Origin of the sequence: Pantoea sp. SORGH_AS_0659 (genome assembly GCF_031453915.1) — a bacterium.
GTDB lineage: Bacteria > Pseudomonadota > Gammaproteobacteria > Enterobacterales > Enterobacteriaceae > Pantoea > Pantoea leporis.
Window position 1 is genome coordinate 124572 of record NZ_JAVJAK010000002.1, and the last position, 13835, is coordinate 138406.

General features: G+C 48.0%; 10 protein-coding genes and 4 pseudogenes. 9 read left to right on the forward strand and 5 right to left on the reverse strand.

From position 1 onward, the window contains the following. Positions 1 to 141: 141 nt before the first annotated feature. From Q3H59_RS20975 to Q3H59_RS20985, 3 genes and pseudogenes are all read right to left on the reverse strand, one after another. Positions 142 to 387, reverse strand: a pseudogene (locus tag Q3H59_RS20975) (helix-turn-helix domain-containing protein); the annotation flags it as partial. 274 nt (positions 388 to 661) lie between these two features. Continuing rightward, positions 662 to 1721: pseudogene (locus tag Q3H59_RS20980) on the reverse strand (IS3 family transposase). Positions 1722 to 2232: 511 nt separating this feature from the next. After that, positions 2233 to 3372, reverse strand: a complete 1140-nt coding sequence (locus Q3H59_RS20985) for a hypothetical protein (protein WP_309836990.1) — start codon at positions 3370 to 3372, stop codon at positions 2233 to 2235. A 667-nt stretch (positions 3373 to 4039) separates the two neighbouring features. Here Q3H59_RS20985 and Q3H59_RS20990 point away from each other — a divergent pair. The 4 genes from Q3H59_RS20990 (at position 4040) to Q3H59_RS21000 (ending at position 7777) form a co-directional block, all read left to right on the forward strand. Continuing rightward, positions 4040 to 4624, forward strand: a complete 585-nt coding sequence (locus Q3H59_RS20990; RefSeq protein ID WP_309836992.1) for a hypothetical protein — start codon at positions 4040 to 4042, stop codon at positions 4622 to 4624. Positions 4625 to 4881: 257 nt separating this feature from the next. Continuing rightward, positions 4882 to 5025, forward strand: coding sequence for a helix-turn-helix domain-containing protein (locus Q3H59_RS20995; RefSeq protein WP_309836994.1), 144 nt, complete (start codon positions 4882 to 4884; stop codon positions 5023 to 5025). Positions 5026 to 5856: 831 nt separating this feature from the next. Then, positions 5857 to 6390 carry a DUF2946 domain-containing protein gene (locus tag Q3H59_RS24770; RefSeq protein ID WP_405042290.1) on the forward strand — a complete coding sequence of 178 codons (534 nt, stop codon included), beginning with the start codon at positions 5857 to 5859 and terminating at the stop codon, positions 6388 to 6390. After that, positions 6353 to 7777, forward strand: a complete 1425-nt coding sequence (locus Q3H59_RS21000) for a PepSY-associated TM helix domain-containing protein (protein WP_309836997.1) — start codon at positions 6353 to 6355, stop codon at positions 7775 to 7777. The genes Q3H59_RS24770 and Q3H59_RS21000 overlap by 38 nt, the downstream gene beginning before the upstream one ends. Before the next feature lie 63 nt (positions 7778 to 7840). On the opposite strand, the pseudogene Q3H59_RS24775 reads toward Q3H59_RS21000, so the two are convergent. After that, positions 7841 to 8035 (reverse strand): annotated as a pseudogene (locus Q3H59_RS24775) (transposase); the annotation flags it as partial. A gap of 368 nt (positions 8036 to 8403) precedes the next feature. Between Q3H59_RS24775 and Q3H59_RS21005 the strand changes: the two are divergent. Further along, positions 8404 to 8736, forward strand: a complete 333-nt coding sequence (locus Q3H59_RS21005) for a hypothetical protein (protein ID WP_309836998.1) — start codon at positions 8404 to 8406, stop codon at positions 8734 to 8736. 86 nt (positions 8737 to 8822) lie between these two features. Next, positions 8823 to 9137: a helix-turn-helix transcriptional regulator gene (locus tag Q3H59_RS21010; RefSeq protein WP_309837039.1), complete on the forward strand. Its 315-nt coding sequence runs from the start codon at positions 8823 to 8825 to the stop codon at positions 9135 to 9137. A 597-nt stretch (positions 9138 to 9734) separates the two neighbouring features. Here Q3H59_RS21010 and Q3H59_RS21015 read toward each other — a convergent pair. Beyond that, on the reverse strand, positions 9735 to 12080 hold the full coding sequence (locus Q3H59_RS21015) for a carbohydrate-binding protein (RefSeq protein ID WP_309837000.1): 2346 nt from the start codon (positions 12078 to 12080) through the stop codon (positions 9735 to 9737). A 573-nt stretch (positions 12081 to 12653) separates the two neighbouring features. On the opposite strand from Q3H59_RS21015, the gene tnpB reads away from it, so the two are divergent. The 3 genes and pseudogenes from tnpB to Q3H59_RS21030 form a co-directional block, all read left to right on the forward strand. Next, positions 12654 to 12890, forward strand: coding sequence for an IS66 family insertion sequence element accessory protein TnpB (tnpB, locus tag Q3H59_RS21020; protein WP_309837041.1), 237 nt, complete (start codon positions 12654 to 12656; stop codon positions 12888 to 12890). 39 nt (positions 12891 to 12929) lie between these two features. Beyond that, positions 12930 to 13130, forward strand: a complete 201-nt coding sequence (locus Q3H59_RS21025; protein WP_309837002.1) for a hypothetical protein — start codon at positions 12930 to 12932, stop codon at positions 13128 to 13130. 120 nt (positions 13131 to 13250) lie between these two features. After that, positions 13251 to 13490, forward strand: a pseudogene (locus Q3H59_RS21030) (ATP-binding protein); the annotation flags it as partial. Positions 13491 to 13835 lie beyond the last annotated feature (345 nt).

Genomic DNA, 13835 nt, shown 5'->3' on the forward strand with positions numbered 1-13835 from the left:
GCGTTTTTTATCGTTATAAGCGGCCTAGTGGCATTCCCTATAGCACTTCTCAAACAACATTCATGCTCAGGAAAAAGCACGCCACGCCTGCTCCGGCCCTTTTTTAAAAACAATTGCCCCCCTGCTCAACGAACTGTTCCTTAAGTTTCGCAGTGAACATAACTCAAGAATCAGCGCGACTTCACCCGCGCCAATTTTAATTGATGGTGAGCGTTGAGGGCGATGGTTATGGCTTTCCAGACCAGCGATGCCCTGAGTCAAATATCTACGCCACCAATTACGCAGTGTGGGACGAGAAATGCCACAACGACGGCATACGAATCCCGCATCACCAGACGTTTAATAGAGTTTTACCCACTGTAGCCGCTGCTGAATTTCCCTGTTTATAGTGAGGTATTATAGTGAAACGATGCCTGTGAATCACACACCTAAACTTATCCAAACTCATTTACTGAATCAGCCTGTAGAAATCTGAGAAGTGGGACGCCTTATTGGTAAGCGCCTCAACCTGAAGGGAATTGAAAACGCCCTGTAGCTGTCGCGCCCCCCCCAGATCCGCAAAAATTTCAGCGTGAGCTCCTCGGCGAATAGTGCATTTTGATTTAAAAACTGCCGCTGGTAAAACAGCAGATTGTATCCCATCGCTCTTTTGGGGAACGTATCACGACAAACGTGGCCATGCGTTGGCTTGATGAGGTCTGGACTCGTTATAGTCCTGCCGGCAGTCATTAATGATTTTCCGGGCATGAAGAATATCGCTGAACCAGTGCTCATTCAGGCATTCATTCCGAAAGCGTCCGTTAAAACTCTCAATAAATCCGTTCTGTGTTGGCTTACCCGTCTGGATAAGTCGCAGTTCTACGCCATGCTCAAAAGCCCACTGATCGAGCGCACGGCAGGTAAATTCCGGGCCCTGATCGGTTCTTATCGTCGCAGGATATCCACGAAACAACGCAATGCTGTCCAGAATACGCGCGACCTGAACACCTGAAATACCGAAAGCGGCGGTGATCGTAAGACACTCCTTCGTGAAATCATCCACGCAGGTCAGGCACTTAATCCGGCGGCCGCTGGCAAGTGCATCCATGACAAAATCCATCGACCATGTCAGGTTCGGCGCATCCGGGCGAAGAAGCGGAAGCCGCTCAGTCGCCAGACCCTTACGTCGTCGCCTGCGTTTTACACTCAGACCGTTAAGGTGATAGATGCGGTAAACCCGCTTGTGGTTGACGTGAAAGCCCTCCCGGCGCGACGACTGCCAGATGCGCCGGTAACCAAATCGGCGACGTTCAAGTACCAGCTCTGTAATACGCAGAGATAGTTGCGCGTCAGCAGCCGGACGCTGAGCCGAATAACGGCAGGTTGAAAGGGACAGACCAGCCAGCCTGCAGGCACGGCGTTGCGACAGACCCGTTGTCTCACACATGACTTCCACGGCTTCCCGCTTCTGGTCTGTCGTCAAAACTTTCGGCCCAGAGCCACCTGAAGCGTCTCCTTATCCAGCATGGCTTCAGCGAGCAGCTTCCTTAGGCGGGCATTCTCCTCTTCAAGTGACTTGAGCCGCTTCACTTCGGGGACTTCCATGCCGCCAAACTCTTGCGCCAAGTGTAGAAGGTAGCATCTGAAATAGCATGCTAGCGGCAGAGTTCCCGGGCAGAAGCCACGGCTTCGGCCTCGCGGAGAATACTGATGATCTGTTCGTCAGAAAATCGCTTCTTCATGGTAATGTCCTCATGTGACTTATGAAGACATTACTAACATCGCAGTGTATTAATCAACGGGGAGCAGGTTAGTACGATAATTAAATTAAATCTTATTAATACATGTTCTTAATGTCATAGGGTTGAAATATCTAAATCAGTGCTGACCAGGTTAGGGAAGATAAAATTTCCACTATGCTGCAATATTCCTCAATATGATTAGCAGGGTACTATACACAGCATATTCCTGATTAGGAAACCATTATGTTAGCCAACCCTATGTGAAAAATTTTCTAATACTTAAGCGTTATAAATGCGGAATTAAAATTAAATTATTTTTTATTGGCACCCACACGAATCTTAATAAGATGCTTTCCATTGTCCAATGTTTTGTTAAACAGAACAGGGAATTGGCTCTGAGAAACAAATGGCATTGTTGATGAAACTAAAATATCCTGATGTTGGCTTTTTATAAGATTGATATCTGTAACGCCATGTTCAGTTTGTAACTTTTTGAATTTCTCGAATTGCTCTAATCTCCATTCGTGACCTTTTTCGTCTTTTTTTTCCAAAACGAAGAACGGGATAATTTTTCTTCAATTGGTTGATAATCTCTAATTATTTTTTTAAGTAGCTCTCTTTCTTTTTTTTCGACTTCCCTCATGGCCGACCTGTCCATGAAAACCAGTGCATTTTTCATGTCCGGACGTTGATCGGGTAGCATACCTATGCGTTCCTGATCATTCAGTTCAACCTTACCATAAGCTTCAAGCTTTGTGATATCAGTGATAGTTTTTAAATGGTCACTTATATATTCATCATGGATGTTCTCCGCGTAACGACACTCCCCGAGTGCTTTAAAATTACTGCTTGATGGGCTGTTGAAGGTATTTGGAAAAAGCGTGTTTAGATTTTGCCCACCCATCCCCAATAAAACATTAGATACATCAGGATTTTCATTTAAAAGGGCAACTGAAAATTTTTCGATTAGCTGCCTGAACACAATGCTTTTTACCTCCTCCCTTTTTATAGCTATTGTTCCGATTACTATATTTTTATCGGCGGTTTTCCATAGATTAAAATGTCCTGAATAGCTATAACTATCGTGGTACCTCGTTTCAACTTTACAGGATACTCCTTCGCCGGAAAGGTACTCGGCCAAAGGATAATTGGCCCCCACACCGCCAATGAAGTCACAATGCCCCGTTTCACAACTCAATAAAAAAGGGAGCCCACCTGCATATTCATCTGTTGATAATCGGGAGATAATCATATTATGGAATTCAGTTTTTTCTGGTATTTTAAAATCATAACTCTTAGTAATTGATTGTGATTTTAAAATTTCAATTATGATATCAGTTTTATGCATACTTATGGTGTAAACAGTACCGTCTTTACGATCCGTAAACTTATAATCACCATTTCTGAGTTTGTTTATATTGTAACAGTTACTATCACTTACAAACCTGAATTTATGATTCGCGTCAACCTCAGGTGAATACTTTAATTTATTCGCAATACAATCAGGTATAGCTAACCCATTCACACGAAGTATTTCTATAATCCTGTCGATGTTTTCAATTGATTTTTGATGATTACTTAATGTCAGAAGATCAGCGCTTGGTGATGCGACAAAAAAAACTGGGCGGTTCGTGGCATTTGAAATTTTCATTATATCCTCATATTTCAACTTAACTCTAAAAAAATAGCCCATAAAGCATTACAATGAATATCATAAAAAAACTTTTTTATGATATAAGCCAATCATATTTCACCCACCATTAATAATCGCGTAATAAAGCCCATACTCATTTAATCATGGAACTGTTAACAGATAATTTAAATTTGGGTGTAATGACTTTTTCAGTTATATTCTACCTCCCTGCCATGCATCTTCTTTAACCGTTTTTAACTGGCTCACATCCACTTCCCCAGAGCTCAGCACGGATAACTGTCAGACAAATATTTCTCCGATAAATATCATTGGGAAGATGATACGCGCCACTGTTCGATGTCGTTGCTCCACGGTGCGTTATAGTTGTTTAGATTTATGGCACCAGGCTGGGTAAACACTTTTGTGTAAAGAATTATGCGAATGACATTATGTTTCAGGGCCGTCCCTCCAACGGCGTAATCATGTTCGCCTTCGTACACTAAAGCCGTTATTTATACTGTCTGCCTGCTGAGAGAAGAGAACACATCGACTTTCAATTCAATCTTGTCATTTTTTTATCATTTATAGTCATTCTATCTGTGCATTGGCCATAATAACCCTATGTTCCATAACCGGATAAATTAGCCCAACCGGCTAACTCTTTAATTATAATAAGGAGAGGGATATGATTAAGAAGATCAGACAAGATATTATGCGTGAAGCACTGCTGGATACGTATGGTTGTCTGTGGAACGACGTTGAAAAAAACTTTCTTCATTATGACGCCAGGCGGCGCAGTCTACATATAGAACTCCCTCTTTGCGAGGCTGCGTTGACAAGTGTCCGTCAACATATTATTTCGTTAGGCCGCAAACTCACGGTTGATATCGATCGACTTTCCAAGAAGAGCGGCTGCACGCAAGAGGACGTATTGAAGCAGATAACTTCTCTGCAACAACTGCTTAAAATTTCTGGCCTTCTGCTTTCATTGGAGAAAAACAGCCTGCAAATCGAAAAACCGCTTACCTTCCTGCTTAATACTCAGGAAATATTGTGTACGTTAATTATGTATTTCAGCATAGGGCGACGACACCCATCCAAAGATTCAGAGCAGATTGTCTGGTCGCGCAAAGACAGGTGCAAGCTGATGAAATTGATTTTCAGGATGAGGCTAGATTTATGCCAGCTCCAGTCAGCATGGCAATTATCTTCTGAGCAGTGGATTAACGATGGCATGTGCGAGGAAACAAGCATCGCCCCGCGTGGATAAGACTCATTTGCGATTCATCTTCCCTGCGTGCCCCGTCTGCTATTCGATACAGACGGATCACGCTTACGCTTTATAGCACCAGTGACTCTTCTACCTTACCCTCACTCGGCATTCATTATATTGATTAAATGCATGCTCTGACATTTGACATTAACTTGCTGGTTGCGTATTTCGCTGATTGCGATCACTCGCTTCCCTCTGTGTCAGAGTAGTATTCGCCTCACTTTTTTAAACGGAGGGCCTGGGGGGATTATACTATGGCCAGAAATCCTGTTGCCGCTGAGCTGAAAGAGCGGGCTATCATGTTGCTGATGCCGCCCTACAACTGGACGCTTCGCCAAGTCGCCGATGATATCGGGGCTGGCACGTCCACCGTCTGGCAGTGGCGCAACCGGCTGTAAATGGAGGGCCTTATCACACAGAAACACGACCTGGTCGGCACCCGGTCCCATGAGCAAATCTTCAGCCTCCTGCTGTAAACGGCAGCCCTGTCTGAGCACGAGCTGGCTGCAGGACAGTGAGGACCGTAAGGACCGGCAGACCGGCGCTACGCGACCGGTTCCCTAAAACCGGCTCACTGATGAAGAGCTCTGCGGATCCTGCAGGTGTGCGCAGAGCCTGACCAGGCCGACCTTCCGCCGTGCCATATCGTCCCAGCGCTGGCTGACCGGGGTATCTGTATCGCGTCTGAGTCCAGCTTTTACCGGGTGCTGAAGGCGAAGGGGCTCACCCGGCACCGCGGGCGGGTAAAAGCGCACGGCACGTATGCAAAACCGACGGGTTACACCGCGACGGCACCGAACCGGCTGTGGTCCTGGGACATTACGCACCTGCCGTCATAGGTCACGGGCCGTCGCTTTTATCTGTACATGATAACCGACGTGTTCAGCCGCAAGGTGGTGGGCGCAGAAGTCTATGAACGGGAGTCGGGCCAGTCTGCTTCAGCGGTCAGTATGGAAGGAAAACTACCGCAGTGAGCGTCTGGTACAGCACGCGGACAACGGCGGACCGGTGAAGAGCTTCACGATGCAGGCAAAGCTGTACAAGCCGGGGGGATTGTTATTTCATGCCGTCCCATCATCGTAAATAAGTGTTTTTCTCCAGATTAATACGAAGAGTTTATCAGTGGCATCACTTTTCAGTCAGCCATCATAATTATTTGGTCTTTAATTTAAAGCACCACAAGCAGGAGAAGATAAAATTCATTTTTTTACCCACTAAGCTATGTCCAGATGTGCTCTCCGCAACATTTCCCGCGAACCCGGACTGCCAGTCTTGCCATATTTGCGATGCTTCTCCTGTTCATTGCCCCAGTTCTTTCAGGCTCCCTGTTTTCATCACCTCCACAAAGCATAAATGCTCACTGTTATGCTGTGATCAATCCTGCCGCGGCGCACTACGTTGCAAAGCCAAAAGCATGGCATAGCTCCGCCCCGGCAAAACAAGATACCCCTTCGCTGCTGAATATACTTTGCGGATACTGTGACTTATTGATTCATCTGTCATTTATTGTAATGCAATGGCCACTTTCGCTAATAGATACTCATATCTTTGTCCGATCACTGTTAGCAAAGAGAGAAAATGTTCCCTATATCATCTGTTCAGACTTTGCTCCCCCTCCCCGCGGCCCGCCTTTCAGTCCGGTTTTTCTCGTGTTTAATGTTCCGCATTTCTGTCCACAATCTACGGCAGAAACCACACACCTGAATATTTTTTACCGGAATGATGATGTCGACAACCACCTGTATCCCTCTCGCGTCACTTAGCCCCGTGCTGCAATTTTTTCGCCGTATGCACTTATATATTGGCTTTTTTGCCGGGCCATTTATCTTTTTCGCTGCGCTTACGGGAACTCTATATATCCTGACACCACAGATTGAAAACCTTATGTATAAGGATGTGTTAACCGCTAAACCTGAAGGGGAAATGGCCCCACTATCGATGCAGATTAGCGTGGCGCGCGCCTTTAAGGGTGATAACGCCAAAATTTATGCTGTTCGTCCAGCCCATAATGCCGTTTCAACAACCCGGGTAATGTTTAGTAATGATCACGAGGGTCCCTCCACTTCACATGCCGTCTTTGTCGATCCCTACACTCTGAGGGTTAAAGGTCAATTGCCTGTCTATGGTACCAGCGGAATACTGCCTTTTCGGATATGGCTGGACCAGCTCCATAGCGGTATGTTACTTGGGTCTTTTGGACGCATCTATAGTGAACTGGCTGCCTCGTGGTTGTGGGTTGCCGCGCTAGGTGGAGTAGCGCTATGGGTGGCGACAAAAAAAGCACGCCCGTCAAAATCCAGCGCACGTGGGCCACGAAGTCTGACACGCGGTGCCCACACCTCACTCGGGCTGCTTCTTTTAAGCGGCATGCTTTTTGTCTCTGTTACCGGCCTTACCTGGTCGCAGTGGGCAGGCGACAACATTAGTCGGCTACGCAGTGAAATGAACTGGATGACTCCTCAGGTCAACACGCATGTCATTAAGGATACGGCCTCACACTCTGTAGATCATTCTCACGGGCATGAGGGCCACGAGATGATGCCAGCAGGTCTACAACTCGCACCGCACTGCCATATTGAGGTCAACAAGCCAGACGCAGACTGGGGCAAAGCACTGCTCGCTGCACGTCTGGCAGGTATTGATGCTGAGAACTTAGAGCTACGACAGCCTGTAGAAGAAGGCAGAACCTGGGTCATCACCGAGCTAGGGCGACGCTGGCCAACGCAAGCAGATGTGGTCGCGCTCAATCCTCAGGACTTCAGTGTAATCGACCGGGTCAATTTCGATAACTTTCCACTGATGGCAAAACTGACCCGTTGGGGTGTAGATGCCCATATGGGTATATTATTTGGCCTGCCAAACCAGTTAATACTGATCTTTTTTGGCAGTGGGCTCTGCATAATGACCGTGTTGGGTTACAGAATGTGGTGGCTACGCAAGCCAGTTGCTGCAATAAACAGTCCGGTAACCAGCCTTTATCATTGCTGGCTGGATCTGTCACTGTATTGGAAAACAGGCTTTCTCATTACCTCTTGTCTGCTGGGGTATATGATGCCTGTCATGGGCGGCAGTTTGCTGATATTTGCCGCTTTTGACGTAGTTTGCTGGCGGCTTAAGAGCATGAAAGCCCGAAAAAGATTTAAAGACTAGGCCGTTTTTCTCAGCATAGAACGCGGTTACGACCATGGCTTCAGGCCGTTCAGCCGCGTAGTTTCAACCAGACTCATCAGATCTACGGGGCCGACGCCGCAAAGCCGCAACAAGCCAAGCCTTACGGCCCATCGCCCGTTCGCCACAGTTGTTATACAGCGGTACCCGACCATCTTCCAGATACGTCTGCAGCAACGGCCTCCGCTTTAGCGCATCCGCAATGGCTGAATTGCACCGGAAGTTCTGGAGGCTATCCTTTAAGTAAGAAGACTTTCGGTCATGCCACCTTGATCTTCAAACCGTTACCCCCCTGAATAGCGTGAGCGGTATGTCAACACAACGCCCGGTGAGGCTCTTCCGGAGTGACAATCCTGTTCCTGCTGTGCTTACAACGTTTACCCGTGCCCTTGCCTCATCCAGAGTGCGAAAGCCCCAGGAACAATACACAAGCATCCGGAACAGTGATTCCGAATTCAGGTTATCAATCCTTGCCCTAAGCTGGGAATGATAACGTTCACGCCAGGCTGTACATGTTTGCCCGTAATATTCAACCGTGGTAATTGACGATCGCAATAGAGAGAAATGCGTTGTGACAGAGTAGCAATGGGCGCTCACCGGCCAGAAGCATGCAGGACGATATAAACATCATCCTTGCATTTATCCCGGACCCGCCAGCCGATTTTACGGGCAAGGCAGCACCTCACCCTCTAACTTTTCATAATGATATTAATTGTTTTCGTGAAATCGTTGCGTTAACCTTTTTTCGCCGCCGGAAGGACCGGTGGCAGGGATTTGCAGCCCTTAACAACATCTTGTCAGCTGAAAAGCTGGCAGGCACAGACTCGCCTGTTCAATGGCGGGTCGGGCCGGGGAACCGTAAGGTTCGCCAGTGTAGTTTGAGTCTGGTATTGCAAACCCTGTTCGATCCGCCACCCAATCAGGTAAGGAGTCATCAATGAATGATTACGATCCCCTGCGTGCGTCTGAACAGGTGTTTGTGACCGGATGTGATAATGACTATTCCCGTACGTCAATAACGTACGTGATACCGCCGCCACCCTTATCACAGGACTGGCACCGCGCGGACATTATCGCTGCGATCAGAAAGACCGGCACCACGCTCTCTGCACTCTCCCGTCAAAACGGGTTATCCTCCATCACGCTCGCCAATGCACTTGCCCGAAAATGGCCGCGCGCGGAGCACATCATTGCCTTACACCTCGGCATTCCGCCCTGGGAAATCTGGCCGTCGCGTTATCCGGGTAAACTGTGTCAACGGTGCACTCCGGAAACCGGAACAGCCGTGTCCGCTGAGCAGGGCAGGCCGACTGATGAAAGGCGCAGTGAGCACCTCAGGTAGGATGTGTTGAACGGAAGTCGATAAAGCCGCTCGAGACATTCTGCATTTTGCGGTATACAAGGCCTGTGTTCAGTAATCAGCCGGACCCAGGCCTTTTGCATTCAGACCCATGTCATCAGACAACAGATTTTGACCACAAGCAGATTATTCCGCTTTTGTTTAACGTACTAATACAAACTGATGTGTCAGTTCTACATACTCATGATGGGATGATATGCGCTATATGCGTATTACGTTGAGTATGAGGGAGTTAAGATATACGACATTACTTCAATGGGGTCTATCAAACTTGTTCTGGAAACGTACAGTGAATATACCAGTACTAAACCCTGTTCAATAAAACGCGTTCACCCTGCGGATACGCAGAGTCTGGCCAAATGTGGCGAGTTCAACGAAAAAGGTGTCCGCCGAATCAGTAACGGACACTCTGATTTAAAAATTTTGCTGATAACCACTTCTTACGACAGGATGATACTTAATTCGCAAAGCCCGTGAAAAAACGCCGGACAATCAGCAACAGTGCTTCAGGTTACTTGTAGGAGATTAATGCCCCCGCTACAGACAACGCCTGACTGGCATATCAGCAGAAAAAAGTATTCAAAGCTCGCATGTTTGAGGTGCAATCGGCTCCCATACTTCGCCTGCTCCCGGTTCATCACCTTTACTCCACCATTTAGCTTTCCAGCTGAAACCATTGTGATAGCTTACTTTGCCGGCAACATATTCACTGGCCGTGGACCACGGCAGCGTGATGTTGCTAACCATATTCCATGCAGCTGAATCCGTTGGTACATTATTTTGAGTCCAGTAATTTGCTGTGTAAATCAGTCCTTTAAAGCTCACTATGTCACCGGCGTAATAGATTTTATTTCCGGACCATGTAGCAGTCTGTGCGGCAATGGGATCCTCTGCCATACAACGCTCTGCTTCGGGTTTTCCTTCATGCCGGATATCAATGTTGATAAGGATTGGTTGGTTATAGGCATCACGTGTTGCTTTGACAGGCAGGATACCGGTGTAATGACCACCCGCAAGCGTACTGTTGTCTTCAGCATGATAGGTCACTTCCAGACTGGCTGGTTTAGGCGTACCGCAGCCGGTATAGTCATTCATCTGACGCAGGTTTGGCTGACAGACGGTTTTACGCGTGCCCCTGAGCTTAAGAATACGGATCCGATTCTTCTCATCTTTTACCTGGACCTGTAACGGCGTATAGCCGGTAGAGTTTGTAATAAGTGACATGGGGCCCTGACCTGAATGAATCGCCACAAAACCAATATTACTGTTATGCTGGAAAAACTCCGTTATAACCGGTGCATTTTCACGCAGCGTGTAATTTTTCACGTTAGCCCCTGACTGGAACGGTGAGGTGAAAGGATCGTAATTACTCCAGCTAAATGGCACAACCATATTCAGCGACGCGGTTTGAGCATCCGCGTTCCCTGCAGCCAGAGCCATCCAGCCCGTGAATAATGATGAGCTAATGTTGGGATTGTCTTCAGGTCTTACCTCAATTTTCCAGGACGACTGGCTATCATCCGCGTTATTTTGCGGGGTGAGGCGTGTCTTCAGTGTCTGAATTTTACCTGAGGTATCACGTACATTTGCCTGAAACAGATCGTAGCCATTCTCATGCTTTAACCGGCCTGTCTTGATGGCACTGAGCAGGGAGCCTTTTTTGGCAGGTACGGTAACAACCGCTGGCAACCAGGGGCCCAGAGAAGCCTCACGCACGACAACGTTACCCACCCCCGTTACACTGGCAGCAAGATTGTTCGCCTGAGGAATAAGTGATTCAATCTTATTATAAATTTGCGAAGCGCCTGCTGCATGGTTTTCCGTTGTTGCCCCGGCACTGTGTTCAGCGATAACACCGTGGGTAATTTGTGAGATCAATGGCGACCCCGAGTTGCCTCCTTCCGTATCACAGTTATGTCTGACACTTTTTCCCTCGCTAACAGTTCGGAGAACACGGCACTTTTTTCCGTCATCGTTGAGATAGGAAATCTCGCGCGGGCGAAGCTGTGGATGACCGGAAATATAGGCAGAATGGTTTACCAGCTGTGTCGGCGTAAAGGTGGTATCGAAAGAGAGTGTGCCAAACAACTCGGGAATAGCCGCCTCGTCATAGGCGAGTTCATCCATCTGCAATACTGACCAGTCATTTTCAGCCCCACCCCCGCCCGATGCAATAACCCTGGAGGTTCTGAGTAACAGCACATCCGTTGGCGTAGCAGAACCTGAGCATCCTGGAGACAAGAAGTTATATTTAACAGGATAGGAGGCAGGTCCAACCCCGCCGGCGATGTGATGGTTGGTGACCACATATGGTCCGCCAGTCAAGTTCCAGCCAGAACCGTTTTTAATCTGATTGGTGGCGAGGCTATGGGCATAAATTTCTGGCTCGCTCTCTTTCAGACACTCTGCCCGCACCAGCTGATTGCCTCCAATAATAGCTCGTTGCGATGTTACTGATGGCTGACTAAAACCATCGATTTCCGCTCTGTATTCCCCTGAGGTAAAGCCTGCGGGAACAACCAGCCGTATAACTGCCGTCGTTCCGTGAACATGATCGGTTACAAACTGGCCGCCATCGTTTTGATAAAAAACAGGCTGATTATAATAGTGAGATTGCTCGCCCTCTGCGTTTGCGCTAATCAATTGAAGGTAGGCACCCTCTGGAAGATGGACACGTGAAAAACTGATCGCCAGAGGTCTCTCAGGATGAGGGTTTTCTACCGTATAATTTGCTACATTGTCTGCTCCCAGCAACTCAAAGAGCTCAACTGGCACAACTGACGTATGCTCATCTTCCGGAGACGTAATGTTTTGCGGATGCAAAAGCTCCGGGACAGTCACTTCAGCACTCTGAACCGCCATGGTCGACACACTCAGTGCAACTGCAATAGCAATATGTGAAAATAAAAATGACCTTTTCTGCATTATGTTTTCTCAGTTAAAAATAGGAAAAATTCTTTTTATCAGCAGAAGGGGATCGTTTGAACTCATCATAAGGAAACAACGGCTAATTAAGAAAACTACATGATTTTTAATAAGGACCAATATGAAGAAAGGGCATATTAAGATGTGGTTAACTCTGCAAGCTGCACCTATTACCTGATAAGGTGAACCATTATGCCTCTTTCAGGCGGGCAAGTCTGGCCGGAGTGCTGCTGCCATCGTTATGTTATTTATCATTCTCTCATCTGGCGCGTGTTCACTTCAGCATTTTTTTTGCCCGGCTTTTAGGACTTATTTCAGTCGCGCCGTCATCGCAATGCCCCGGCGCAGAAAATCCGTCACGGCTGTGGCTCATCTATCGATGCCTGTTGAGATCGCCCGTTTATTACCTGCGAGTGAACCGCACCCGGATAACGTCGCAACATGTGTCATCCGTCTTACCGGCGGTAAAATCTCTCTCCGGAACCCGTCCTCTGAGCAGCAAAACGTGATGTTACAGGCCCTGATGCGCGGATGTCGCCCGTGATAAACCTGCCTGCAGGCACAAAAATCTAGCTGGTCGTCGGCATCACCGACATGCGCAATGGCTTCAACGGGCTGGGGGCGAAAATCCAGACCACGCTGAAAGACGATCCGATGTCAGGTCACGTCTTGATCTTCTGCGGCCGCTTCGCCAGGCCATCGGCTCGCGACGGCAAAGTGTTTCTGACGCCCGCCCTGCTCACCATGCCGCCAGAGGGCATAGACTGGCGGCAGCCAAAGCGGCTGGTCACTAAACTGACCATGCTGTAGTCCTGTAAGCCTGCCGGGCAACCAGGTAGCATGCACGCCATGAACGATAATCTTCCCGACGACACCGCACTCCTCAGGCAACGCCTGGCCGAACAGGTAGCGCAGATACTCGCCCTTGAGGCGAAGCTGGACGATCGTGAGCGCCAGCCGCCCGGCATCAATGCCCTCACACGCAGGGTGGTTGAGCAGCGGCATCCTGTAATGGTCAAGCCCAACAGGGCACTTTCTAAGCCGCGTTGATATGTTTTATCTGTTCCATGGGAGGATTTATAGACCAGGGTGCTATGGGGTCGTTTACTGTTGTAGTAAGCCAAGGCGCTGCTAATCCTGGACGATTAGAGGCTTGAGAAGCTAAACACCCGGCAGGCATACGATCTTCTGGAAGTGATGGAAGACCGTTATCAGAGAGGAAGCACGGTGATCATCAGCCAGCTGCCGGTGAGTGAGTGGTACAAATTGGTGAGCAATCCGAGGGTGGCGGATGTGCTACTGGATCGCCTTCTTCACAACGGACATCGTGTAGAACTGAATGAAGAGTCGATGCGCAAACCGATCAGACGGATTAAAAACTTAATAAAAAAACCGGCGTGGAAAGCGTGATCGAAATCGCCGGAATTATCGGTATATGCAGGAGTATTATACGCAAACCGTGGGATAGCAGACAGCGTAACTTTCAAAGTATTTACTTTCATGAGTCTGTCGCAGATAACCACAATGCAGCTTACTGTTTTTCCACCGAGGCCACTGGCTCGCAACAAGTAATCAGGTTCTGTGTCATTCCCGATTCAAAGGTGATGAGGTGTCGTCAATCAGAGTGGTATTTAACGTCAGGTTTACATTCTTACTGACATAAATAACCTCAATATACAGTAGCTTGCCTGCACGAACCCTGCAGTCCCGTAGATTGCGTTGCCACAGTCGGTAAGCCTACAAACTTTCATTGCA

Bases quoted from the DNA above. Each gene is read 5' to 3' on its own strand.
- Q3H59_RS21015 (WP_309837000.1), bottom strand. From the start codon at position 12,080: ATGCAGAAAAGGTCATTTTTATTTTCACATATTGCTATTGCAGTTGCA.
- Q3H59_RS20990 (WP_309836992.1), top strand. From the start codon at position 4,040: ATGATTAAGAAGATCAGACAAGATATTATGCGTGAAGCACTGCTGGAT.
- Q3H59_RS21025 (WP_309837002.1), top strand. From the start codon at position 12,930: ATGAACGATAATCTTCCCGACGACACCGCACTCCTCAGGCAACGCCTG.
- Q3H59_RS24770 (WP_405042290.1), top strand. From the start codon at position 5,857: ATGTGCTCTCCGCAACATTTCCCGCGAACCCGGACTGCCAGTCTTGCC.
- Q3H59_RS21005 (WP_309836998.1), top strand. From the start codon at position 8,404: ATGCAGGACGATATAAACATCATCCTTGCATTTATCCCGGACCCGCCA.
- Q3H59_RS21000 (WP_309836997.1), top strand. From the start codon at position 6,353: ATGTCGACAACCACCTGTATCCCTCTCGCGTCACTTAGCCCCGTGCTG.
- Q3H59_RS20995 (WP_309836994.1), top strand. From the start codon at position 4,882: ATGGCCAGAAATCCTGTTGCCGCTGAGCTGAAAGAGCGGGCTATCATG.
- Q3H59_RS20985 (WP_309836990.1), bottom strand. From the start codon at position 3,372: ATGAAAATTTCAAATGCCACGAACCGCCCAGTTTTTTTTGTCGCATCA.